Genomic DNA, 23183 nt, shown 5'->3' on the forward strand with positions numbered 1-23183 from the left:
AGTACCGCCAGCCGCCAACGCAACTGGCGACGCGCTTATGTCCGGCTTGAAGACGCGGAGCGGCGGATGAGGGTAGATTTTTCGGTGTGTTGTCGACTGCGCGCGACAGCGTCCGGCGGTTCACGAAAGCGGTGAATTGTTCGACGCCACAGTGCGTTGCTCGAAGTTCGCGGAGCTGATTCGTGCAACCATCGGGAGGTGCCGGAAATGCTATCGAAAGCTTCGTCGCTCTGGTACGTCGACGCACCCGACCCGTTGACGGTACTGCGGGCCAACCATGATCCGGATCCCGATGCCGCACTGGCGCTTGCGAAACAGTTGTACGGCGACCGGGACGTGCTGCCGATCATGGTCGGCACCCTCGCCGGCTGTGCCGGCCCCGACCTCGACGAGGTCTATATCGGTTGCTACCCCGGCGTGACGGTGGTGTGTTCGGCGCAGGCGTCGCGCATCCACCCGACCGAGATCCCGGAACTGCTGGTCCGTCCGCTGGCCTCCGAGCACACCTACCTGGTGTCGTTCGACAGCATGCACGGCTGGGGCGCGTTCGCGCATTGGGAGCGCGGCGAATTCCGCAGAGCGTTCAGTTCGAGCCGGGTGAACATCCTGGAGGACGAGGGCCTGCCGCTGGTGTGGGAGCGCCCGTACTGGGCTGGCGACCATCCGGTGCGCTGGCAGGCCGGCGAGCTGCCCGACCCGCAGACGCTGCCGTTCGACCCACCCGAGTTCGCCGACGCCGCCAACAACGAATGGCTCGGCTTCCACTATCGCGCCCCCGCCGCCGAGGGCGCGCTCGTCCCCGGCGATATCGCGGTGTGCGGGTTCACGCTGTATCCGAAAGGCCAAGCGCCCGACCCGGCCACCCGCATCCCGCCGCGGCGGGAACCGGAACCCGCGCGACCCAAGCGCGGTCTGTTCGGCTGGCTGCGCGGGCACGACCGCGTCTCGTAACGGGGGTCGGCCCTCAGCCCGACAGCCCGCTGATCAGCAGGGCCACCCAGCCGAGCAACACACCGGCCGTGCCGCCGCCGACCACCCACCTGGTCACCGGCGCCCAACGCCACCGCCACGCGGTCGGCGCGGCACCACCCGCCGCGATCAGGTTCACCGCCACCGCGAGCAGCGGATGCACCTCGACGAGCGCGCGACCGAAGGCGAACACCGCGATCGCGGCAAGCAGCGCGACCATGCTGGCGACGGTGATCCCGGTTCCCCACGGGATCGGGCCTTGGTGCCGCGGGTAATTCACGTCCGCACCCGCTCATAAAACGCCATCGCGGCCGCGGTGGCCACGTTGAGTGAGTCGGTACCCGGTGACATCGGAATTCGCGCCCGCACATCGGTGGCTCGCATCGCGTCCTCGCTCAACCCCGGCCCTTCGGCGCCGAGCAGCAACGCCACCCGCTCCCCCGTCATCGCCGTGGCCAGATTCACCGCGGCCGGGTTCGGTGTTAAAGCGATGATCTGGAAACCCTTGCGCCGCAGTATATCCAGACCGTGCGGCCAATCGGGGACGGAAGCGAACGGCACCCGGAGCACATGGCCCATGGACACCCGCACCGCGCGCCGGTACAGCGGGTCGGCGCACCGATCGCCGAACAGGATGGCCTCGGCGCCGAGTCCGGCCGCGTTGCGGAACATCGAACCGAGGTTCTCGTGATCGTTGACGCCCTCCAGCACCGCCACCGTCCGCGCCTGCTCGAGCACGTCGTCCAGGGTGAGCGGCGCGGGTCGCGGCGACACCGCGAGCACGCCGCGGTTGAGGTGGAACCCGACGACCTCCGCCATCACCTCGGCTGAGGCGCGGTAGTACGGCACGTCGGCACCGGCCAGGTCGTCGGACAGTTCCTGGCGCCGCTTCTCCACGCCGAGCAACGCGGTCGGGGCAAATCGCGAATCCAGCATCCGCTGCACGACCACCACGCCCTCGGCGATCACCAGACCCTTGCGTCCTGGCAGATCGGGTCGGCGATCGGCGGACTTGAGGTCGCGGAAGTCATCGACCCGCGGGTCAGCGGGGTCGTCGATATCGATCACTTCGGCCACGGCTACATCCTGCCCGGAGAAGCCGCGCCGCGCCGCCACCGGTTCGGGTCGAGTCGCCCGGCCGTTAATCGAATGCGCCGTCGCACGGGCGCGTGGGATTGTCGTGCCATGACGCTGCCAAACGGAATCACCATTCGGTCGGCCACCGCGGACGACGACGCCGCCATGGCCCGGCTCGCCGATACCGCCTTCGGCATGCGCTCGCCGTCCAGGACGCAGGCACCGGCGGCCAGGGTCTTCGCCATCGAGGATGCGCTGGTCGCGGTCGACGGTGGTCGGGTCGTCGGGGCGACGAAGGCCGCGCGGATGACGCTGACGGTGCCGGGTGAACGCGCCGTCGAGGCGTGCGGCATCGCGGGAGTCTGTGTCGCGCCGACCCATCGGCGGCGCGGCATCCTGCGGGCGATGTACACCGAGCAGCATCGGCGTACCGAGGCGGACGGGTTGGCGCTGACCATCTTCACGGTGAGTCAGGGCACCATCTACGGGCGCTTCGGCTACGGGCCGACGGTGCGGGAGAACGCGGTGAGCATCGATCGGCGGTTCGCCGAATTCCGGCCGTCGGCGCCGGATCCGGGCGGGGTCGAGCTCGCGACGCTCGCCGAGGTGACCGATCAGGTGCGGGCGATCTACGACCGATGGCGCCGGATCGTGCCCGGCGCACAGGCGCGTCCAGCGGCCCGCTGGGCGCTGCTGTTCGCCGAGCCGGCGGAGGTGCGCGGCGGCGGCACCGATCTCTTCACGCTGCTGCATCCGGACGGCTACGCGCTGTACCGCTACCGCCGCTCCGACAACGTCAACACCGCCGAGCTGGTCGAGATGCGGGCGGTGACCCCCGACGCGCATGCCGCGCTGTGGCGGGCACTGCTCGGGCTCGAACTCGTGCAGCGGGTCGACGCGGTGCTCAGCGACAACGACCCGCTGCCCTACCTGCTCACCGACCTCCGGCTGGTCCGGACCACCGCGCGCTACGACGCACTGTGGTTGCGGCTCATGGACATTCCCGCCGCGCTGACCGCGCGCACCTATCAGCGCGACCTGGATGTCGTACTCGCGGTGACCGATCCGTTCCGCGACGCGGGCGGCAGCTTCGCCCTCACCATCCGCGACGGCATCGCCGAATGCACGCCGACCACCAGCCAGGCCGATATCGAACTCGGCATCGACGTGCTCGCCAGCATGTACCTCGGCGCCTACCCCGCGCGCGCCTTCGCGACGGCAAATCGTCTGCAGGCCAAGGATTCCGCCAAGGCGCGCGCCATCGATGAGGCCTTCGCCACCGACCGCGACGCCGTCCTCGGCTGGTTTTTCTAGCGCCGGCCCGAGGCCAACGGTGGCGGGTAGATCGACGGGCGGATACGCGCTGGAGAATGCCAGATGAACTTGGTCGCCTGATTAGTTCCCATCGGTACCAATCCCTTAAGTTCAGCTACATCCGACCGAACAGTATGGGGTAGCTGATGTTTAACGCTCCGAGAGCCGTAAGAGTAGTCGCCGCAGGGGATGTCGCGAAGGAGATCGGCAGTCAAGGCCAGCAACTCGTCCCGTGTATCACCCGGGAAACGGCTGGGAGCCAGGGGATTTCGGCCGGAATGGTGAATATGCCGCCCGGGAAGGTGTCCCGGGCGCACTACCACGCGCACAGCGAGATCATCGTCGTCTGCCTGCGTGGCCACGCGGCGACGTTGGTCGGCCCGAATTTGACGCCCTACGTGCATGGACCGGGGGAATTCGTGTACATCCCCGAGGGGGTGGTGCATGTCGGGGTAAACCTCAGCGAGACAGAGGATCTCGTTGCAGTGGAGATGCGCACCGACCCGATGTTCAATGACGATGTGGTGCTGACCCCTGACTACGACAGTGCTGTCGTGGACGCGGTCGCCCGGCTGCGCCGTGATCTCACGACAGTGGGCGTGGGTCTGTGACAGCGGTAGTCAGTCGCGGTGCCGCAGCGGTACGCAGCGGGCCGATCGACGATATCTTCACGACGCTGGCCCGACGTCCGGAGGTGATCTCGTTCGCCGTCGGCGCGCCGGATCCCGCCCTGCTGCCTGGCGAGTTGGTGGCCTCGCTGGCCGCCGATGTCGTTGCCCAGTATGGGACTTCGGCCCTGCAGTACGGGTCGACCCGCGGCTTTCCGCCGCTGCTCGACCAGGCGCAGATTCTGCTGCGGGAGCGCGGGATCACCGGCCCGGCGGGTCTGACGCATATCGCGACGGGTGGCTCCGGCGCCCTGCACAGCGTATGTATGGCGCTGCTGGATCCGGGCGCGGTGGTTCTGGTGGAGATACCGACCTATGGGCCCGCGGTGAAGGTGTTCCGCAGTCACGGGGCCGTCGTCCGCGGCGTCGAGTCGGATATGGACGGCATCCTGCCGGCGGCGCTGGATGCCGCACTGGCAGCTCAGCAGGTGGCAATGGTCTATCTGCTGCCGACCTTCCAGAACCCGACCGGGCGAACCATGCCGACCGCGCGCCGCAAGCAGATCGCCGAAATCATCGTGCGCCATGGTGCGACGGTGGTGGAGGACGACGTCTACGTCGACCTCAGGTATCAGGGCAACCCGCTGCCCGCCTTCTGGTCCTTCGCGCCGCACAACACCGTCTACATCACGTCATTGTCGAAAACCGTTGCGCCAGCGTTGCGCACCGGTATCGCGGTGCTTCCGGAGAACCTGCTGGAGCATGTGCTCGCGTTGAAGCAGGGCATCGATATGCAGACCTCGACCTTCAACCAGGCGATCGCCGCGGCCTTCCTGCGCAGCGCGGAAGGTGCCGCGCATGTGGCACGAGCAATCGAGAAATACGGGGCGAAGCTGGCCGCGCTCACCGCGGCGTTGCACCGGCACATGCCGTCCGGATTCTCGTGGACCGAGCCCGAGGGCGGCATGTTCGTGTGGGTCGAGGGCCCGGCGGATTTCGACGCCGAGAAGTTGATCGGTCCGGCACTGGACGCCGGCATCGCCTTCCTGCCCGGCACCATGTTCTATGCCGCGCAGGACCCGCCGCGCAACGGCATCCGGCTGAGTTTCGCGAACGTGCCGAGCTCCGAGATCGACCGTGGCATAACGGTACTCGCCGATCTGTGTGCGGCGCGATGAGTATCGTCGGCGTGTGGGAGGTGCGGGCCGACGATGCCCCGTTCGCGTACCACGTCATGACGTTCCACGCGGATGGCACCATGCTCCAGTCGAATCCGGATCACGGTAACCGCGTCACCAGCGACAGCAATGGCATGGGTACCTGGCATGCGGATGGCACGGCGGTGTCTGGAGCGTTCGTCGAGTTCACCGTCGACCGCTCGACTCCGGAATCGGTACGCCGGGGAGTTGTGCGGTTCGAGTTGACCGTGCGCGACGACGAGTTCCTCGGTTCGGCGAGTGCGATGTTCTACGAGCTGGACGGAACGCCCTGCCGAGGTCCGCTTGTGACGGACCTCATGGGTCAACGGTTCGACGCACGCATGTAGGCCGACTAGGCCGCGACCGCCAGCTGGGCGTTCGCGGCCTACCGTCCCGACTGGCCGGCCCGCGGTGGCTCGAGTTCGGGGGAAACCCTGATGCCCTGTGCTCGGTCCGGCTGGCATCCTAGGCATATGGCGCCGATTCGTTTGACCCTCAACGTCCTGTGGCTCGTGTTCGTCGGGGTGTGGATGGCGCTCGGCTACATCCTGGCCGGGATCATCTGCTGCGTCCTGATCGTCACCATTCCGTGGGGCATCGCGTCGTTCCGGATCGCCGCGTACGCGCTGTGGCCGTTCGGCCGGACCACGGTGGAGAAGCCGGGCGCCGGCGCGGGATCGCTGGTCGGCAACGTCATCTGGGTGATCGTCGCCGGCTGGTGGCTCGCCCTCGGCCACCTGCTGACCAGCATTCCGCTGTTCGTCTCGATCATCGGAATCCCGTTCGGCTGGGCCAATTTGAAGCTCATCCCGCTGTCGCTGTTCCCGCTCGGGCGCGAGATCGTCGACAGCGACCAGCCGTTCGGGGCGCGCTAGGGGATGGTAGGAGGCGAAGCCGACGGGGTGGGGTGAACTACTCGGATTCGTTGACGATCTGCTTCATGATGCCGACGGCACGGGTGAGCACGACGACCTGTTCCTCGGTGAGGCTGGAGAGTTGTTCGGTCATCCAGGCTTCGCGGGCGTGCGTTTCGTCGGCGATGAGGGCGCTGCCCGCCTCGGACAGCGAGACGATGATCTGGCGGCCGTCGGTGGGGTGCGGCTTGCGTTCGACCATGCCAAGGTCGGTTAGCGAGGCGATCACCCGCGTCATCGACGGCGGCTGGACGCGCTCCTTCGCGGCAAGCGCCCCTGGGGTCATCTCGCCGTCGCGAGCCAGGGTCGCGAGGGCGGAGAGCTGGGTCAGCGAAATCTGGGAGTCGGCGCGGCGGCCACGCAGATGACGCGTCAGTCGAACCACCGCCAGTGAGAGCTCACCAGCGAGGGCTCGAACATCGGATGGCGTTGTCACAGAGGTGAACGATACGGGACCGGTGCGCGTCGGACGCGCGTTCTCGCCGCTACGCTGGTGCCGTGACTCAGAAAGTTCCGCAGATCCCGCCGCGACTGACCGATCCGCGCCCGGTGCTCGCGGTCGGTAGCGCGCTGTGGTTGCTCGCCACCGTGGTGGTGTTGGCGACCGGGGATCGCTGGGCTTCGGTGCTGCCGGTCTGTCTGATGGGGATGGTGGTCGGCGTGCTCGCGCTCGGCATCTTCCTGTTCCAGCGGCGCGGAGCACGCCGGGGTGATAAGGGTGCGCAGACGGGCCTGTGAGACACGTACCGGCGTCAGCCGACCTCGAAGTCGTTGGTGGTTCCGGTGAACGGGTGCAGCGTGCCGTCGGGACTCAGGCTGTCGGCGTAGTGCTGGAAGCGATATCGGCCCGGCGTGGCGTCGGCGGGGATGTCCCAGGTGAACCGCGCCACGGATTCGGCCATTCCGCGCTTGCTCCAGAAGTACTTCACCGCCCATTCGCCCTCGTTGGCCACCCGCACCCAGTCGCCTGACGCGTTCTGCCGCTGCACTTCCAGGAAGGTGCTGTTGCGGCGGGTGTTGTGTTTCGGGTGGGCGGAGACGAATTCGGCGGCGGCCTGGGTACCGACGGCGTAAGCCGGGGCGGGCTGGGTCAATACGTCGCCGAAGCCGCGGCCGGGCGGGGTGGTGTCCGGGCCCGCGCCCGGCTGGAAGTTCGGCTGCAGGTTGGACACATCGCGCGGGGCCGGGCCGCGCGCGACGACCTGGCTTGCCGCGAATGCCGTTGCCAGACGGGTGAATTCCTGCTGGTATGCGCAGAGTGTGTAGCGGCCGAACATGGTCGAGGCGCCCTCGTACTGCTGCGAATCGTATTCCTCAGGGGTGGTGACATATTCGTGGTAGGCGTTCGCGTAGCCCTGCATGAGCACCTGCTCCAGCGGCACGCCGAGCGCGTCCGCGACGGCACGGCGCACCCGCAGCCCCGAGGTGATGGTGAATTCCCCACCGGCGGCGGCCAAGTAGAGCTCGCCGAGCCGAACGATCTGAATCGGCAGCACATTCGGCACCCACGCCACCGGCGGCATCAGGCCGAGCGGCGCGGCAATGGCCTTGGGCGCCTGCGCATCCGCGAGCCAGGCCGGCGCCGGGGCATTGGGGCCGCCGAGCGCCTCCAGGAACGGATTGCGCACGCCCTCCGGGATGGGCGCGCCGGGAAAGCCCGGCCCGTCCTCGACGCTGCCCGCGGCGAGCGAGACGCCCGCCGCCGCGGTCGCGGTGTGCCTCGCCTGCCCGTCCGGGGTGAACCGGCCGTCGACGGCGATATCGGCGAGGTCGATGTAACACAGCATCGAGTCGATCGGTCCGCTCATCGATTGCGCTCGAGCCAGCGCGGCTTTCGACGCCTGATACTGGCGCTCGCCGATGATGCGGGTGTTCTCGAACTCGTCCTCGGTGGGCCCGGAGCCGGGGCGCAGGTTCAGGTTCGGGGACATATCGCCCGCGTTGGTCTGCGCGAAGGCGGCGACGAAATCCGGTGCGCCGTCGAGGTAGCGGACGCCGTGCTCGATGTGTTCGTAGGAGAACGACGCGTAACCCTTGTTGTCCGCGCTGATCAGCCGGTTCTCGTTGGTCATCGAGGTGCAGTGGGTGGCGAACCAGGTGATCGCGCCGACCTGCCGACCACCCTTGACAAGCGAGAGGACGGTCACCGCCGGGTCGATCGCCTCCGGAAAGTGCTGTTTGTCGGCAATGGGATTGAGCTCCCAGGCCACCCGAGACCGGTTGACGCTTGCGTCGTGCAGTTCGCCGCGACCAAGGGCGAGCGAGCCGGGGCCGAGATCGGCGTCGGCGGCCGCGATGGCCTCGACGATGCCGTTGACCTCCGCGTCGTACACCTGCTGCTGAAATCCCAAGATGGACAGGTTGTATGCATAGTCGTTGCTGGAACCGCCGCAGGTCGCGTGCGAGTGCGTCGAGGTGAGCAGCACGTTCTGCTCGGTGTACCGATCGCCGAACCGGCGGGCCAGCTCGGCGATGACGCCACGGTGCACGGACTGGAAAATCATGCCGTTCTCGGCGACGACGAACACCAGGCGACGCCCGGCGGCGCCGATGATGAACGCCCTGGCCCGTGGGCGCAGGTGGATGCCGGCGGTCTGCTGTTCGAGCTGCGAATAGCCCATCATTCCGCATTCCGCGGCGGGGCCGGTGATGTCGGAAAGTCCGACACCGATCTCGTAGCCGCCGGAGCCAGGAGCGGCCGCCGCCGTCGCGCCGAGCGCGCCGGACATGACGGGCACCGCCGCCGCGGCGGCGAGCGTCGCCGAACCGACAACGGTTCGGGCAAGAACGGTTCTGCGCGACAGCGGCATACGCGTCTCCTTACGATCCTGATGGCAGGAAACCACACAACTGGTCACTCGTCCAGTCGAGATTTTTCTACCGGCGAATTGACTGCACGCTCCCCGGGCGCTTAACTCCCTGGGGTGTCCTCCCGATTGAGCGTCGAAGAAAGACGGGCCCACCTTATCGAGGCCGCTATCGGCCTTGCCGAAAAGAAGGGCGTTGCGGGCGTGACCACGCGCGATGTCGCCCAAGCGGCGGGCGTCTCGCTTGGTGTGGTGCATTACTGTTTCGAAAACAAGGACGCGCTGATGACCGAGCTGGTCAAGGCGTTGTCGATGGAATTGCGTGATTCTGTCGATGCCAATGAAACAGTATGGCAAGACGTCGGAAGTGGAAAAGAAGCACTTCAAAAATTGATCCGCGCGGGGCTCGAACTCATGTGGCTCAACATTGAAGCCACTCCGGAACGTCAACTGCTCACTTACGAAACCACGACTTACGCACTGCGCGAGGGTGAGCAAACTCCGGCGAAACTCGCGATCGCCCGCGAGCAGTACAACTTCAATGACTCCACCGTCGCCGACATCTTGGAACACGCGCGCGACGCGACCGGAAACCAGTGGTCGGTCCCGCTGCCGTCGCTGAGCCGATTCACCCTCAATGTGATCGACGGAGTAGTGCTGCGCTGGCTGGTGGACAACGACAGCGAGAGCGTGCGCTCACAGCTCGATCTGCTCAGCCAGATGATCGCCGAGTACGCGGCTTAACGGCTATCGCTGCGGCACAGTCGAATTCGCCGACTACTACGGCACCCGGAAATGCACCGTGGTGCCCTCGCGCCACCATGGCACCGAGGCGGTGGTCTCGACCGCGCCGTGCAGGCGCACCTTCAGGTCGTCATGCAGCACCAGCTCGCCCGCCTGCGGCGGCAACGAGAACAATTGCCGCAGAACAACTCCCAGCGGCTCGGCGGACCAGGTGCTGCGGCGGCCATCGCCCAACACCTCGGCGGTCACGGACTCCGAGACCAGCGGCAGGTCGAGCAGGGTAGCCAAGGCGGGCGCGGCGTCGACATCGCCGACCACCAAGCGATCCGGCGGCAGGGCGAAGCCGAACCAGGGTTGGTCAAGGACAAGGGCTTGCGCCGGATCCACGACGGCACCGGACAGGGCGCGCACCCGGTCGGGCAGGTCGAGGTCGGTAAGATCGAGATGCTCCGCGGCGACGGCGGCGGCCAACCTCGCGTGCGTTCGCGAAACCACCTCGGGGGTGGGTGTTTTCGACGGATCGGCGAGCGCGTCGAGTAGGGCCGTTGCCAATTCGGGGGTGATCACCGCGGAATCGGCGAGTATCGCGCGCATCGCGGTGGCGTCGTCCGCGAGACCGGGCACCGTGAATGTCGGCAGTAGGTCCGCGAATTCGGTGTCCGTGGGATGGCGGAGCAGGCCGAGGGGCATGCCATCAATGCGCGCGTTGGTGCGCAACCACCACGCGGTGTAACCGTCGCGGTCGGTGAGCAGCCGGCGGGTGCGCGGCGCGGAAGCCAGCTGCCACAACGCCTCCGGCCACGCGGCATCGTCTATCAGGTCGAGATCGCGGATCGCCGTCAGCTCCGGCGGATCCTCCGACAGCGTCGACCACCAGCGGTCCTCGTCGTCCAGATCGTGATCCGGACCGGTCGGGTCGGCCTCGACGACAACGCTGAAATCCCAGCCGACGCCGACGGCCCGTAATGCTTGCGCGCCAAAGCGTTCCACCATGGCGGCATCGATCGCGCTGAACGGCGAATCCTCGACCAGCAGTTCGCGCAGCGGTGCGTCCGGCAGCAGCAGCTCGTCGGCGGGCCGCAATTCGCCGTCTGCGTCGGGCAATTCGATCAGGGCGAGCCAGGACGGCAGCGCTGCCGGATCGGCGTACGCGGCCAAGCGGAGCACCGCGTCGACGGTGTCCGGGTCGTCCGGGTGATCCTCGAGCTCGGCGCGTAAATCCGGTTCGCTCAACAGATCTTCGGCGGTCGCCGAACGCGCGCCAAGCCTGGCCAGCAACGGATGCGCGGCCTCGGGATGGACCAGCCTGGCCCAATGCACCGGGATCGCGACCTCGAGCTGGTCGTCGAGCACCGCCGTACGCGGCCCGGTGACCAGCCGCCCGTCGGCCAGCGGAACCGCAAGCGCGCCAAGCTCTTCGGCGGCAAGCGGATCCACTACAAACGGCTCCAGCGCGTCGTACAGCGAATACCACCACCGCGGCGCCCGCTCCAGCCCGCTCGACAACTCCGCGAGCCGTGCCAACCCAAGCCGATGCACATCGAGCACACCGAGCGCCTCGGCCTGCCCTGGCCTCGACAACTCCGGAATCACCAACGGCCCGACCACATCATCGAGCAGCCGCGCCAATTCCTCGGTCAGCCCGGTGAGCGCACTCGCCCGAGTCGGCACGGCGACGTCGACCACACCGGCGGTCGGTGCGGTTTCCCCGGCGCCCGGCGCGGTTTCTGCGGCGCTGGGCGAGCCGTCGTGCGGCGCTGGGTCGTACAGGCTCTCAGCGAAGTCCTCAGGCGCTTGATTGCCCGCGTCGGCGGTTACGGGGTGTGTGGCGACGATTGGGAGCCAGGGGTGCGTCTGGAGTTCTCGGATGAGGGCTTCGCGGAGCAGGCCGTCGGCCTCGCTGCGGGCGAAGGCGGGGGTGGGGACCAGGACGAGGCGGTCGCGGGGCGGCAGGGCGCGGGCGAAATCCGCGTAGCCGGTGGCTAGTTCGGCGAGGCGGGCGCCGGGGAGCAGGCGGCGGCGGTCCGGCTGCATGGCGATATCGGCGATCAGCAGGGCAGGGAGGGACAGTTCCTCGTCGGCGCGGGTCGGTGCGCGCAGCACATCCTGGGCGGCGGCGGTCGGCCTGCCGTTGCGGAGCGGGAGGAGCCAGCGGGCACGCGGTGCGCGGTACTGCCACCAGGACCGGTGCATGTCGTCGGGGCCGTCGACACGGATCTCTTGCAAGTTGTTGCCGAGATCGGCGGTAGTGCTGGTGAATTCCGCCGTTTCGATCGTGATGCTCTGCAGCGCTGGCAGTTCCAGCAGCAGGTCGATGGCTTCCGCGTGCATACCGGCGAGCAGTGCGTCGGCATCAACGTCCTGGCGCAGCCGCAGCACGACTTCGGTATCGAAACCGTCAGCCGGTGCGGTCTCGATAGACCAGGCCATCCGCAACACGGGTGGCGCGAAACCATCGGCCGCGTCGTCCGGCGAGCTGTCGGGGATATGGATGTTTTGCTGCCGCAGGGCATCCCACGTCAGCTCGCGAGAGAACAGCAGCGAGCCGGTGGTCGAACGCAGGTCGATCTCATCGCTGACCGACAGCACCGCGGTGAAGCCGACACCGAACCGACCGACGGCCGTGACGTCGGATTTCCCGGACGCTCGCAGCGCGGTGAGCGCGTGCACGCCGGAGAGGTCAAGCGGCGCACCGGTATTGGCGATACGCAGCTTGCCGTCGTCGAGCCGGACCACCAACCGACCCGGAACACCGGCCTTGGCGGCGGCATCCGCCGCGTTCTGGGCCAGCTCGGTCAGCAACCGGTCGCGGTAACCCGCACGCACCAGATCCGCCTCGGTCGCCGCGTCTTCACGCAACCGGGTCGGCGAATCACGCCATGCGGCAAGAACTCCCGCCCGCAACGCCGAGGTGCCGAACGGATCGGCCGTCTCGGTCAGCTCTGCGGCGATGACTCGACCGCCCGGCCATCGGCCTCACCATCGACGACCCGCTCGTCACCTGAAGACGCCTGCGCAGCATCCGCTTCGGCTTCGGCTTCGGCTTCGGCTTCGGCGCCACGGTCGGCGACAACGTCGTCCTGAGTCACCGCATCGGCTTCGGCATCGACCGCATCGACCGATGCAGACTCGGTACCCGCAGCGACAGAACCACTTTCGTCGCCACCTTGCACCTCCGCACTCGGCGCAACAACGGAGTCACCACTATCGGCGAGAACGCCCTCTTCCACGCTCGGCTCCGCCGCAACCTCGACGCTTGGCTCGACATCCGTCACCGCGTCACCGTCCGCAACAGACCCGGCGCCCACAGCGGCAGCACCACCTTCGTCACCGACTCGCACATCCGCGGTCAGCCCGGAGTCCGAAACGACCGCGCCATCCGCAGACACACTGTTGAACTCGGCCACCACACTCGGCGCATCGGCGACACCCGCAGCCGATTCGACGACGCCCGACGCTTCCGCAGTCGGCGCGGCATCTGCATCCGCGACAGCTGCCGCATCAGCCGATCCGGTCTCAGCAATGGTCGCGACGTCCGCGTGGGTAACGTCGGCATCCGGTACAGCCGATTCCCCCTCCGCGACAAGCGCATTCGGCGCGGCTTCAGCCGACGCGTCGGCTGATCCGGCCTCGGCGACGGGGGTTCCCGCGTTCGATACAGACTCGGCATCCAGCACAGCTGCCGCATCCGCCGCGGCACTGGGCACTACCTCTGCCGCATCAACAGCCGACTCGGCACCAGCGACAGTCGCATCCGCGGACTCGACATCGGCCGCAAGAGCTACCTCAACCGGCGCCGCCGCAGCATCGACCGATTCGGCATCGACGCTCGGCCCTGCTCCTGCCGCATCAACAGCCGACTCGGCATCAGCGACAGTTGCCCTTGCGGACTCGACATCAGGCGCAGGAGCTTCCTCGACCGGTGCGACGAGCGCTTCGGTCGGGATCATCTCCACAGCCGCGTCATCGAACGCCTCGTACAGCGGCGAACCGCCGCCGGTGGGTGCCACGGTGTCGGAGTGGGCGCCGCAGCCGTAGGCGGCGTGCACGACGTGACCGTCGGCGCCCATGGCGTTGCCGCAGACACCGAAGGCCGCGCGCAGTGAACCGGCGAGCGGGAGGTAGAAGCCGCACAGGCCGCAGGTGGACGGTGCTGCCTTGGCCATGTCGGTGTCGGGACCGAATTCGGTGTGCCAGCGTTCGGCGGCCTCTTCGCGACCCTCGAGGCTCAGCACCTGGGTGCGGCCGAGGCCGATCTCCAACGCGACCTCGTCGACAGCCGGGTCACCGTTGGCGACGTAGCCGGGCACCAGGCGCGGGTCGTTCGGCGGCGGGGCGAGCAGGTCGCCCGGTGCCAGATCACCGGGCCTTATTCGCTGGTCCCATGGCACGAAATCGGGCGCGACCAGGGCGTCCGGCCCCGGCAGCAGCGCCGATTCGCTCACCGTCGCATAGTCGGCCTCGGGTGGGGCCGCCACCACGACCGCCCACTGCCAGCCGCGATAGCCGGGCAGCGTGGCCTCGAAGCGGTGGGTTGCCGCGCTGTCGTCCTCGGTAGCCACGCCGAGATGCGCCCCGACACCGGCTGGTTCCAACTCCAGGAGCGCACGGCGGGCCAGATCGACGGCATCGGCCAGAATCGGCCTGACACCGGACTCAGAAACAGAAACTGCGCTCACGGCCTACATTTTGCCGTATGAAACGCAATCGGCGGACGTTGGCCATCGGTGTGCTGGTCGGTCTGGTCATCTTCAGTGGATGTGGGGCGGCCCAAGATGCGTCGCCCGCGATGAATGTCGAGGTCGTGGCCACCCGGTCGCATGATCCCCACGCGTTCACGCAGGGTCTGGAAATCGATGGCGATGTGCTCTACGAAGGCACCGGGCTGTCGGGCGCGTCGAGCGTGCGGGCGACGAACCGCGATACCGGCGCGGAATTGGCGCGGGTCGATCTACCCGCGCCGTACTTCGGTGAGGGGCTGACCCTGGCCGGTGACATCCTGTGGCAGCTGACCTGGCAGGACCACACGGCCTTCGCCAGGGACCCGCGCACCCTGGCCGAAGTCCGTCGCGTGTCCTACGACGGCGAGGGCTGGGGCCTGTGCACCCGCAAGGGCAAACTGGTGATGAGCGACGGCACCGACACGCTCACCTTCCGCGATCCGGTCACCTTCGCGCCGACCGGCTCGATCCGGCTCACCAGCCACCAGAGCGCGCGACTCAATGAACTCGATTGCGCCGAGGACGGTTCGGTGTATGCCAACGACTGGCCGAGCGACCACATCCTGCGCATCGATCCCGACACCGGCGAGGTACTCGCGATGATCAACGCGAGCGGCCTGCTGCCGCGCACCATCATCCCGACGGGTGAGGACACGCTCAACGGGATCGCCCAGATTCCCGGCACCGACCGGTTCCTGCTGGCCGGTAAGAACTGGCCGACCACCTTCGAGGTCCGCTTCGTACCCGCCGGAACGCCGTGACTTCCCGCACACCGGTTCGCATGCGATTCGCTGTGCGGGGAAGTCCTGCGACATGCCACGCCGTCCACGACGCGATGAACGTCACCTTCCGCCGACACCTTCGAGAGCGAGTGAACGCCCAGCACAGAAGTACGACAGAATTGATGATGTGACTACTCCCCGCGAACCTTCCGGTCCCGACCGTGATCGGTGGGACGGCGAGGAGTATCCGCCGATCGAACGGCACCCCGGTTTCGACCGATATCCGCCACCCAACGCGCCGTCGAGCCGCAAGCCATTGCCGCCGTTGGACCCTGACCGCGGCAGGCGGCAGCCGGACCCGCCGACCGAGCGCCACGAAACGCCCGACCCGGCACCCAATGCCCCGCGTCACGTCTTCCCGCATCGCCCGGAACCGCCACGCCACTTCGAGCCACCGCGCCACCCCGAGCCGGAGCACTCCGCTCCGCCACCCACCGTGCCACTGCCCGAGCAGCCGGAAATCGCGGCCGCTGGGGAATCCCCCACTCCACTCGGCACCCAACGTGTTCCGCGCAAACTCACGGTCACCCGCGTCGCCGCCATGCGCGGCCGCCAGCTGACCGAAAAGGGCATCGCCACCTTCCAGCGCGCGGCGAAGGCGGACGGCGCCGACAAGTCCGGCCTCACCGCGCTGACCTACGCGACGATGGCGAACTTCGCCCTCGACGCCGCGGTCGCCGTCGCGCTGGCCAACACCCTGTTCTTCGCGAGCGCCACCGCGGAGAGCAAAACGAAAGTCGCGCTGTACCTGCTGATCACGATCGCCCCGTTCGCGGTGATCGCCCCGCTGATCGGCCCGATGCTCGACCGGCTGCAGCACGGACGCCGGGTGGCGCTGGCCACCTCGTTCGCGTTACGCGCGGTGGTCGCGGTGGTGCTCGTTCTCGAATTCGACAGTTGGGCACTGTATCCGCTCGCGCTGTGCATGCTGATCGGCAGTAAATCGTTCTCGGTGCTCAAGAGCGCGGTGACGCCTCGGGTGCTGCCGCCGGATATCGACCTGGTGCGCACCAACTCTCGGCTCACCGTGTTCGGCTTGGTCGGCGGCACCATCGGCGCAGGCGCGATCGCCGCGCTCAGCGCCGCGATCGCGGGCTCCAACGGCGCGCTGATCTTCGCGACGCTGATCGCCTGTGCCGGAACGTATCTCAGCCTGCGGATCCCGTCCTGGGTGGAGGTCACCGAGGGCGAAGTGCCCGCGACGCTGAGCTATCACGCGCCCACCGAGGCCCTTTCGCCGGAGAAGGAATCCGCGACGCCGCCGCGCAAACGCAGGCAGCCACTCGGCCGCTCGGTGGTCACCTCGCTGTGGGGCAACAGCGCCATCCGGGTGCTCACCGGGTTCCTCACCTTCTATGTCGCGTTCGTCGCCAAGGCCACCGAGCACCGCCCGGCCCAGCAGGCCGCGATGCTAGGCGTGGTCGGCGCCGCGGCGGCGCTCGGCAACTTCACCGGCAACGCGACCGGCGCCCGGCTCAAGCTCGGCAAGCCGACGCTGATCGTGCTCGGCTGCACCGCGGCCTGCGCGTTGGTCGCGCTGTTCGCGACGTTCACCAACAATCTGCTCGGCGCGGCGATAGCCGCACTGGTCGCGTCCGGCACGAGCGCGCTGGCCAAGGTGTCGCTGGACGCCTCGATCCAGGACGATCTGCCGCCCGAGTCGATCGCGTCCGGTTTCGGCCGCTCGGAGACCGTGCTGCAGCTCAGCTGGGTGGTCGGCGGCGCGGCGGGCGTGCTGCTGCCGACCGACTACTGGAAGGGCTTCGCGGTCATCACCGCGATACTCGTGATCGGCCTGGCGCAGACCTTCGTCAGCTTCCGCGGCCATTCGCTGCTGCCCGGCCTCGGCGGTAATCGTCCGCAACACGCGGAACAGGAAGTCCCGACCACCCGGCCGATGCCACAGACTTCGAACGCATATCGTCGGCCAGGGCCGAGTGGCAACGAGACGACCCGTATCCAACGAGGAATAGGAGATCCAAGCCAGTGAGCAAGCTCAGCCCGCGCACGATCGGCGCGCTGGTCGTCGCCGCACTACTCGTATTCACCGTCGCGTTCGCCGGTGTCCTCGTCGTGCTGGTGCGCAACGCGGACGAGCACGATCCGGTGATCACCGCCTACGCCCACGGCAAGACGGTGAATGTCACGCCGTATGTGTATTGCTCGGTGCAGATGGAGGACTGCCGCTACGGGCAGACCATGCAGCTCGACGTGCCAAAGGACTACCCGTTGCAGCTGTCGTTCCCGAAGAAGATCGCGGACGCGCCGTGGCTGGCGCAGCTGGTCTACGCGCTGCCCAATGGCGACCGGATCGACCGGGTGATCAGCCACACCGACTTTCCGAAGGACGCGCTCGCCGTGACCATCGACTCACATCCGGAACCGGACCTGCGGCTGGTCGGTGTCGAGTTGCAGCTGCCGATCCTGGCCAGGGACAAGGACACCGGCAAGGAGTTCTACCTGCCGCACGCGGCCTGGTCGATCAGCACCGCAGCCTGAGGGCATACGACCGACTAGCGGAGATCCCTGCACAGCCGGGGGCCGCGGACACGCCGCGGCCACGCGGCCAATAGCTCAGTGGTCGAGTTCGCGCGCGACGGCGCGGACGACCTCTGAAATGCGCTGCGCGGTCTTGCGATCGGGGTATCGACCCTTGCGCAGGTCCGGCTGCACCGTCGCCTCGAGCAGGGTGATCATGTCCTCGACCATCCCGTGCAGTTCGTCCGGCGTGTGCTTGCGCGCGACAGGCTCCTTACGGACCCGCTCGCGTTCCTGGCGCTCCTGGCCCTGCCGAACCGACGGCGGAGCCTCGAGCAGCTTCAGGCTCAGCGCCTGCGGACCACGGCGGCCCGCGGCCATGCCGAATTCGACGCGTTGTCCCGGCTTGAGCCCCTCGACGCCGTCGGGCAACGCGGACGAACGGACATAGACGTCCTCACCCTCGTCCTGGGAAAGGAAGCCGAAGCCCTTTTCGACGTCGTACCACTTCACCCTGCCGGTCGGCACTGCGCTCACCCGTTCATCATCGAAAAACTCGAACCCCACCGGCCCGAGCACATCTGTACACGGAACCCGCTGCGGCACAACGCCGCGCACAGGTCCGCTATCTGTTTGCGAAAAGAACGCGCCCAGCAGTGATGCGGGACGCGCTTGCCTACGAGTCTACCCCGGTGCCTATAACGCGAGCACATCAGTTTTACGGTCGTGCGGTGACGAACCCTTCCGCTCCACCACCGCCGCACGACGCCGATCCCTCGTCGACCGGGGGCGGGCAGCGCAGGCCGGGTGACTGGTTGCTACAGCTCGCGCTCGGCCTGTTCGCGCTGGGATTGCTGGCGATCATCGCGATCTTTCTGATCCCGGTGCTTTCCGACGGATCGCCGGGGCTGTGGCTCTACTTCGCCGCGCTGCTGGCACCGCTCGGGTTCCTGATCGCGATCGTCTTCGCGTTGCGTTCGGGTAGGCGCTCGCGTTGACCGACCCGGCGGTCGCGTTGATGTGGCCTGGTCATCGCGCTGAGCACACGGAATCGACCTGACGGTTGCGCTGATTCGACCTGCGAGACGCGTCGATCTGACCAAAAGGTCACCGATGCGCTGCGAACGGGTTACCCGAGTCTGTCGTTACCAAATCCTGGTTGTGATCCTCGTCACATAACGGAGAGGTCACGGGCCGGTGACGGACGGGCACTGGTCTGAGCGCACCGCGTCTAGCTGCAAAGAAGGGCCGACCTCCGCGCCGAGACCGCACCGAGACCCGCTCGTACACGCCGGTTACCAAATGGTGATTTTTCCCGGCGATCGTCGTACCGTTCTTAGCGAGCCGGGACAACCGGCACACACCGGCCCGCCGCACCGAACCTCGCCCCGCGGGCACCGGAAACCCGACGGAAACGTAGGGGCGAGGGCGGGCATGACGACCTCTCAGTCCAGCCCATACCGATGACCTCGTAGGTGCGTCGAGAGGAAGACGAACCCGATATGAGTGGACGCCATCGCAAGCCAAGCTCCACCGGGCGCACGGTTGCCAAAGTTGCCGTGACCGGTGCGATCATGGGGACCGCAGGTGTGGCCCTCGCTGGCAACGCCAGCGCGGCACCCGACTCCGACTGGGATCGCCTCGCACAGTGTGAGGCCGGCGGTAACTGGGGCATCAACACCGGCAACGGTTTCCAAGGCGGATTACAGTTCTCCCCGAGCACCTGGCAGGCCCACGGCGGCGGCCAGTACGCGGCCAGCGCCAACCAGGCCACCCGCGAGCAGCAGATCACTGTCGCCGAGAAGGTGCTCGCCTCCCAGGGCTGGGGCGCCTGGCCGAGCTGCTCCTCCCACCTCGGCCTGAGCAGCGCGCCGACCCAGCGCTCCGCCCCCGCCACCAACGAATCCCCGCGCTGGAACCCAGCACCCGCGCCGCAGGCCGCCCAGGCCGCGCCGGACGGCACCCAGCAGGTCTTCACGGCCGTCGACCGCGCGCTCGAGGTCGTTCAGGGCCAGGGCGTCCAGGTGCCCAAGGAAGCCTTCGACTTCTTCAACGCCGCCAAGGCGAGCAACACCAAGCTCGATCCCGCCATCGTGAACTTCTACGAGGCGAACAAGGGCCTTCTGCCCAACTGATCAACCACGAATAAGGCCCCGCATCCTCGGATGCGGGGCCTTATTCGTATCTTCGGACTTTCCGTCCGGAAATCAGCGGTTGATCACCGTGTTCGGGTGCATATAAGGCAGCTGATCTGCCGGGACCGGAAACTCGGTGTCCTCACCGTACGGCGAGAGCCCACCGGAACGGGTCGACGAGAGTTCGGTGACCGCATGGTCGCCGTCGGCGACCTTCGGCCAGCCGTTGTCGACATAAGGTTTCTTCGATTTGTTCACCACGAACTCATTGTGGCATGCGTAGCCGATCGAGCAACTTTGCCGCTGCCTATGGATGGCCCTGTCTCCACACGGCGGTGGGTGTCCTGCTTCTATTAGGCTGAAGGATCGGATTGAGACGCAACGACTGATCTCGGGAGCACATGGGTAACTCGTCGGGCACGCCCGAAACCAAGCCAGAGGCCCAACCGCCGGCCCGCAGCGGCAGGCCCGACGCACCCACGACCGGCAAAAGGCGCGGAGAGGCGGGGGAGCCCGCGACCTCCTTAGCCGGGTGGCTCGGTGCACGTAGTGATGCCCAGCTGGTCACACTGCTCGAACTCCGGCCTGATCTGGCTGTGCCGCTGCCCTCGTCGATGGCCGTGCTGGCCGCCAGGGCCGAGCAGCGCGCCTCCGTGCTGCGTGCCACCGATGACCTGGACACCCTCGATTTCGCGATCCTGGAAACCCTTGCGGTGCACGGGGTAACGCGTACCGAGAGCAACGGCGCCCCGCTGACCCGTGACCAGTTGCACGTGCAGCTGAGCGAACGCGTGCCGGCTCCGGCGATCGACGCCGCGATCGAGCGATTGACCGCCCGCGCACTGGTCTGGACCAGCGACGATGGGCTGCATCTGATCACCGCCGCGGTCGAGGCGCTGCCCTGGCCGATCGGCAGCACCACCGAGATCCCCGACTCGCTCACCGAGCCCGAGGTGCGCGACGCACTGCCCGAACTCACCTCGGCCGCACGCGCGCTGCTCGACAAACTGGCCAGCACGGGCCCGCGCGGACGCACCAGGGACGCCGCACCGGGCACCCCCGCCGACCGCCCGGTCCAACAGCTACTTGCCCGCAGGCTGTTGAACCGGATCGACGACGAGACAGTCGAGCTGCCCGTCACCGTCGGTCAGGTGTTGCGCAACGAGCCCGTGACGCACCCGCACGCGCTGACCCCGCCCACACCGAAGCCGAAGAAACAGACCTCCGCCGACGTGAACGCCGTCGCCGCTGGCGAAGTGGGTGAGCTACTTCGGCACTGCACCGCCATCCTGGACAGCCTCGGCCAGGCGCCAGCACCCGCCTTGCGCGCGGGCGGCCTCGGTGTGCGCGAGCTGCGCCGCATCGCCAAGCAGACCGGCATCGACGAGCCGAGAGCTGGTTTGCTGGTCGAACTGCTGGCCGCCGCGAGACTGATCGAAAAGGGTTTGCCGGACCCACCGCCGGAGGTCGATTCGACCGACGACTTCTGGGCACCGACCCCCGCGATCGACGCCTGGCTCGAGGCGCCGCTCGCCAGGCGCTGGGCCGCCCTTGCCATCGCATGGCTCGAATTGGACCGGATGCCATGGATGATCGGCCTGCGCGACGCCAATGACAAACCCCTGGCCGCCCTCTCACTGGAGCTGCGCTCCCCGCACGCGCCACGCGACCGGCACGCCATCCTTGGCCTGCTCGCCGAATATCCGTCCGGCAGCGCGCTCACACCCGCCGATATCGGCCGCGTGCTCGCCTGGCGACAACCGCGCTGGCGCAGGCACTTTCGTTTAGAGGCGGTGGAGCAGACGCTCGCCGAGGCCGCGTCGCTCGGCTTCGTCGGCCGCGGCGCGCTCGGCTCACCGGCCCGCGCGCTGCTGCACGGCACGCCGACCAGCGCCGCCGATGCCGAGGCCGCGATGGAGGCGGCGCTGCCGGCGCCGGTCGATCACGTGCTGGTCCAGGCGGACCTGACGGTGATCGCCCCCGGCCCGCTCACCGCGGAACTACAGCAGCGGGTCGAACTGGTCGCCGATGTCGAATCCGCCGGTGCCGCAACGGTTTACCGGATCAGCGAGACATCGGTGCGGCGCGCGCTCGACGGCGGGCTCACCGCGGCCGAGCTGCACGCGCTGTTCACCAAGCACTCGCGGACGCCGATTCCGCAGGCGCTGACCTATCTGATCGATGACGTCGCCCGGCGCCACGGGCAGCTGCGCGTCGGGATGGCGCAGTCGTTCCTGCGCAGTGACGACCCGGCGCTGCTCGCCCAGGTGCTCGCCGCACCGGTCGCCGCGACGCTCGCGCTGCGGGCCATCGCGCCGACGGTGGCGATCGCCCAGGCGCCGCTCGGCGAGGTGCTCGAGCAGCTGCGCGCGGCCGGTTTCGCACCGGCGGGTGAGGATTCGGCGGGCATCATCGTCGATCTGCGCCAGCGCGGCGCCCGGATCTCGGCCCGGCCCAATGCCAGGCCGCCGTGGCGGCCGACGCCGCCGAGCACCGAACAGCTGGAACTGCTCGTCACCGAGCTACGCGCGGCCGAACGCGCCACCAGCGCCCGGTCCGGACAGTCGGTGCGGATGGACGGCACCCGCACCAATACCGCGGCCACCCTGGCCCTGCTGCAACTGGCGGCGCGGGTGCGGCGGTCGGTGAATATCGGCTACGTCGACGCGTCCGGCGTCGCGACGCAGCGCGTGGTGGAACCGCTCAAGGTCGGCAACGGTCAGCTCGACGCGCTCGACCCGGTGACAGGCGCGGTCCGGCACTTCACCTTGCACCGGATCGCGTCGGTCGCCCTGCTCGAATGATCAAGCCTTGGGCTTGGCGAGGCAGAAGGTGATCTTCGGGGCCTCGGAGATGAGGCGGAAGCTGTCCGCGTCGGCCCCGCACAGCAGCTCGTCGGCGTCGCCGTCGATCCGTTTGACCACCTTGAAACTGGCCCCGGTGGCACCGCAATCCACGTTCGTGAATCCGGCGGTGGTGCTTTCGCTGTAGCAGCTGCCCTGCTTGAAGTTGGGCGCAAGACACAGGAAGGTGCTGCCCGCCTGGTACGGGGTGTAGTCCGTCGCACAGTCGATCTTCTTGTCCGAGCTCTGCGCGATCTTGTAGACCGCCTTCTCCGACGAGCAATCGACCGGCTCGGCCTTGGCATCGGCCGAGGCGCCCTTGATGACGCAGTCACCGACCTTGCCCGCGCCTGTTCCGGACTTGCTGTCATCCTTGGCCGACGAGCAGCCGACCACCGTGACGATCACCGCCGCCACCGCGACGAGGGCAAGCACCACGCGTGCCAGCAGCCGCGCTCCTGGAAACTTCACCTGAAAACCTCTCTCACCGAACACATTCACGCCGCTCGCGAACGCGGTGAGGATACCCGGACGCGGGTCGCATCGGCGCTACGGGTGATTTCCGACTGCGTTGGTCTTGCGGACTACCAGG

At 68.0% G+C, this 23183-nt stretch carries 23 protein-coding genes; 14 read left to right on the forward strand and 9 right to left on the reverse strand.

Features of this window, described 5'->3' with window-relative positions; genetic code table 11:
• Nucleotides 1-207: 207 nt before the first annotated feature.
• The gene (locus OG203_RS21415) at nucleotides 208-951 is read left to right on the forward strand and encodes a DUF6928 family protein (RefSeq protein ID WP_405167394.1); all 744 of its coding nucleotides are present in this window, start codon (nucleotides 208-210) and stop codon (nucleotides 949-951) included.
• Nucleotides 952-964: 13 nt separating this feature from the next.
• On the opposite strand, the gene OG203_RS21420 is transcribed toward OG203_RS21415, so the two are convergent.
• A complete protein-coding gene (locus OG203_RS21420; RefSeq protein WP_405167395.1) occupies nucleotides 965-1249 on the reverse strand; it encodes a DUF2537 domain-containing protein in 285 nt (94 codons plus the stop codon).
• Complete coding sequence (locus OG203_RS21425) at nucleotides 1246-2046, reverse strand: TrmH family RNA methyltransferase (protein ID WP_405167396.1); 801 nt, start codon at nucleotides 2044-2046, stop codon at nucleotides 1246-1248. The genes OG203_RS21420 and OG203_RS21425 overlap by 4 nt, the downstream gene beginning before the upstream one ends.
• 108 nt (nucleotides 2047-2154) lie before the next feature.
• Between OG203_RS21425 and OG203_RS21430 the strand changes: the two genes are divergently transcribed.
• The 5 genes from OG203_RS21430 (at nucleotide 2155) to OG203_RS21450 (ending at nucleotide 6042) form a co-directional block, all read left to right on the forward strand.
• Nucleotides 2155-3360 (forward strand): GNAT family N-acetyltransferase, encoded by a 1206-nt coding sequence (locus OG203_RS21430; RefSeq protein ID WP_405167397.1) that lies wholly within the window; start codon nucleotides 2155-2157, stop codon nucleotides 3358-3360.
• Between the two features lie 146 nt (nucleotides 3361-3506).
• Nucleotides 3507-3971, forward strand: coding sequence for a cupin domain-containing protein (locus tag OG203_RS21435; RefSeq protein ID WP_405167398.1), 465 nt, complete (start codon nucleotides 3507-3509; stop codon nucleotides 3969-3971).
• On the forward strand, nucleotides 3968-5146 hold the full coding sequence (locus OG203_RS21440; protein ID WP_405167399.1) for a PLP-dependent aminotransferase family protein: 1179 nt from the start codon (nucleotides 3968-3970) through the stop codon (nucleotides 5144-5146). The genes OG203_RS21435 and OG203_RS21440 overlap by 4 nt, the downstream gene beginning before the upstream one ends.
• Nucleotides 5143-5514, forward strand: a complete 372-nt coding sequence (locus tag OG203_RS21445; protein WP_405167400.1) for a hypothetical protein — start codon at nucleotides 5143-5145, stop codon at nucleotides 5512-5514. Before OG203_RS21440 ends, OG203_RS21445 begins: the two co-directional genes overlap by 4 nt.
• A gap of 135 nt (nucleotides 5515-5649) precedes the next feature.
• Nucleotides 5650-6042 (forward strand): YccF domain-containing protein, encoded by a 393-nt coding sequence (locus OG203_RS21450; protein ID WP_405167938.1) that lies wholly within the window; start codon nucleotides 5650-5652, stop codon nucleotides 6040-6042.
• Between the two features lie 37 nt (nucleotides 6043-6079).
• Here OG203_RS21450 and OG203_RS21455 read toward each other — a convergent pair whose 3' ends face one another.
• Nucleotides 6080-6517 (reverse strand): MarR family winged helix-turn-helix transcriptional regulator, encoded by a 438-nt coding sequence (locus tag OG203_RS21455; RefSeq protein ID WP_405167401.1) that lies wholly within the window; start codon nucleotides 6515-6517, stop codon nucleotides 6080-6082.
• 62 nt (nucleotides 6518-6579) lie between these two features.
• Here OG203_RS21455 and OG203_RS21460 point away from each other — a divergent pair, with 62 nt between their 5' ends.
• Nucleotides 6580-6819: a DUF2530 domain-containing protein gene (locus tag OG203_RS21460; protein ID WP_405167402.1), complete on the forward strand. Its 240-nt coding sequence runs from the start codon at nucleotides 6580-6582 to the stop codon at nucleotides 6817-6819.
• A gap of 14 nt (nucleotides 6820-6833) precedes the next feature.
• On the opposite strand, the gene OG203_RS21465 is transcribed toward OG203_RS21460, so the two are convergent.
• Nucleotides 6834-8891 (reverse strand): neutral/alkaline ceramidase, encoded by a 2058-nt coding sequence (locus tag OG203_RS21465; protein ID WP_405167403.1) that lies wholly within the window; start codon nucleotides 8889-8891, stop codon nucleotides 6834-6836.
• A gap of 126 nt (nucleotides 8892-9017) precedes the next feature.
• Between OG203_RS21465 and OG203_RS21470 the strand changes: the two genes are divergently transcribed.
• Nucleotides 9018-9632 (forward strand): TetR/AcrR family transcriptional regulator, encoded by a 615-nt coding sequence (locus OG203_RS21470; RefSeq protein ID WP_405167404.1) that lies wholly within the window; start codon nucleotides 9018-9020, stop codon nucleotides 9630-9632.
• 36 nt (nucleotides 9633-9668) lie between these two features.
• Here OG203_RS21470 and OG203_RS21475 read toward each other — a convergent pair whose 3' ends face one another.
• Entirely contained in the window at nucleotides 9669-12536 is a 2868-nt protein-coding gene (locus OG203_RS21475; protein ID WP_405167405.1) for a sacsin N-terminal ATP-binding-like domain-containing protein, read from the reverse strand.
• 32 nt (nucleotides 12537-12568) lie between these two features.
• The gene (locus OG203_RS21480; protein WP_405167406.1) at nucleotides 12569-14311 is read right to left on the reverse strand and encodes a DUF3027 domain-containing protein; all 1743 of its coding nucleotides are present in this window, start codon (nucleotides 14309-14311) and stop codon (nucleotides 12569-12571) included.
• Nucleotides 14312-14328: 17 nt separating this feature from the next.
• Here OG203_RS21480 and OG203_RS21485 point away from each other — a divergent pair, with 17 nt between their 5' ends.
• From OG203_RS21485 to OG203_RS21495, 3 genes are all read left to right on the forward strand, one after another.
• A complete protein-coding gene (locus OG203_RS21485; protein WP_405167407.1) occupies nucleotides 14329-15114 on the forward strand; it encodes a glutaminyl-peptide cyclotransferase in 786 nt (261 codons plus the stop codon).
• A gap of 148 nt (nucleotides 15115-15262) precedes the next feature.
• The gene (locus OG203_RS21490) at nucleotides 15263-17125 is read left to right on the forward strand and encodes an MFS transporter (RefSeq protein ID WP_405167408.1); all 1863 of its coding nucleotides are present in this window, start codon (nucleotides 15263-15265) and stop codon (nucleotides 17123-17125) included.
• Complete coding sequence (locus OG203_RS21495) at nucleotides 17122-17634, forward strand: DUF2771 domain-containing protein (RefSeq protein ID WP_405167409.1); 513 nt, start codon at nucleotides 17122-17124, stop codon at nucleotides 17632-17634. The genes OG203_RS21490 and OG203_RS21495 overlap by 4 nt, the downstream gene beginning before the upstream one ends.
• Before the next feature lie 75 nt (nucleotides 17635-17709).
• Here OG203_RS21495 and OG203_RS21500 read toward each other — a convergent pair whose 3' ends face one another.
• Entirely contained in the window at nucleotides 17710-18141 is a 432-nt protein-coding gene (locus tag OG203_RS21500) for a cold-shock protein (RefSeq protein ID WP_191094095.1), read from the reverse strand.
• A 203-nt stretch (nucleotides 18142-18344) separates the two neighbouring features.
• On the opposite strand from OG203_RS21500, the gene OG203_RS21505 reads away from it, so the two are divergent.
• Together OG203_RS21505 and OG203_RS21510 are read left to right on the forward strand one after the other, a co-directional pair.
• Nucleotides 18345-18611 carry a hypothetical protein gene (locus OG203_RS21505; RefSeq protein ID WP_405167410.1) on the forward strand — a complete coding sequence of 89 codons (267 nt, stop codon included), beginning with the start codon at nucleotides 18345-18347 and terminating at the stop codon, nucleotides 18609-18611.
• A gap of 504 nt (nucleotides 18612-19115) precedes the next feature.
• On the forward strand, nucleotides 19116-19748 hold the full coding sequence (locus tag OG203_RS21510) for a resuscitation-promoting factor Rpf1 domain-containing protein (protein ID WP_405167411.1): 633 nt from the start codon (nucleotides 19116-19118) through the stop codon (nucleotides 19746-19748).
• A gap of 72 nt (nucleotides 19749-19820) precedes the next feature.
• Here OG203_RS21510 and OG203_RS21515 read toward each other — a convergent pair whose 3' ends face one another.
• The gene (locus OG203_RS21515; RefSeq protein WP_014981540.1) at nucleotides 19821-20009 is read right to left on the reverse strand and encodes a hypothetical protein; all 189 of its coding nucleotides are present in this window, start codon (nucleotides 20007-20009) and stop codon (nucleotides 19821-19823) included.
• A 140-nt stretch (nucleotides 20010-20149) separates the two neighbouring features.
• On the opposite strand from OG203_RS21515, the gene OG203_RS21520 reads away from it, so the two are divergent.
• The gene (locus tag OG203_RS21520) at nucleotides 20150-22552 is read left to right on the forward strand and encodes a helicase-associated domain-containing protein (protein WP_405167412.1); all 2403 of its coding nucleotides are present in this window, start codon (nucleotides 20150-20152) and stop codon (nucleotides 22550-22552) included.
• Here OG203_RS21520 and OG203_RS21525 read toward each other — a convergent pair whose 3' ends face one another.
• On the reverse strand, nucleotides 22553-23062 hold the full coding sequence (locus OG203_RS21525) for a hypothetical protein (protein ID WP_405167413.1): 510 nt from the start codon (nucleotides 23060-23062) through the stop codon (nucleotides 22553-22555).
• Nucleotides 23063-23183: the final 121 nt, after the last annotated feature.

The organism is Nocardia sp. NBC_01499, from assembly GCF_045040275.1.
Taxonomy (GTDB): Bacteria; Actinomycetota; Actinomycetes; order Mycobacteriales; family Mycobacteriaceae; genus Nocardia.

Bases quoted from the DNA above. Each gene is read 5' to 3' on its own strand.
- OG203_RS21415 (WP_405167394.1), top strand. From the start codon at position 208: ATGCTATCGAAAGCTTCGTCGCTCTGGTACGTCGACGCACCCGACCCG.
- OG203_RS21430 (WP_405167397.1), top strand. From the start codon at position 2,155: ATGACGCTGCCAAACGGAATCACCATTCGGTCGGCCACCGCGGACGAC.
- OG203_RS21435 (WP_405167398.1), top strand. From the start codon at position 3,507: ATGTTTAACGCTCCGAGAGCCGTAAGAGTAGTCGCCGCAGGGGATGTC.
- OG203_RS21445 (WP_405167400.1), top strand. From the start codon at position 5,143: ATGAGTATCGTCGGCGTGTGGGAGGTGCGGGCCGACGATGCCCCGTTC.
- OG203_RS21465 (WP_405167403.1), bottom strand. From the start codon at position 8,891: ATGCCGCTGTCGCGCAGAACCGTTCTTGCCCGAACCGTTGTCGGTTCG.
- OG203_RS21485 (WP_405167407.1), top strand. From the start codon at position 14,329: ATGAAACGCAATCGGCGGACGTTGGCCATCGGTGTGCTGGTCGGTCTG.
- OG203_RS21510 (WP_405167411.1), top strand. From the start codon at position 19,116: ATGAGTGGACGCCATCGCAAGCCAAGCTCCACCGGGCGCACGGTTGCC.
- OG203_RS21520 (WP_405167412.1), top strand. From the start codon at position 20,150: ATGGGTAACTCGTCGGGCACGCCCGAAACCAAGCCAGAGGCCCAACCG.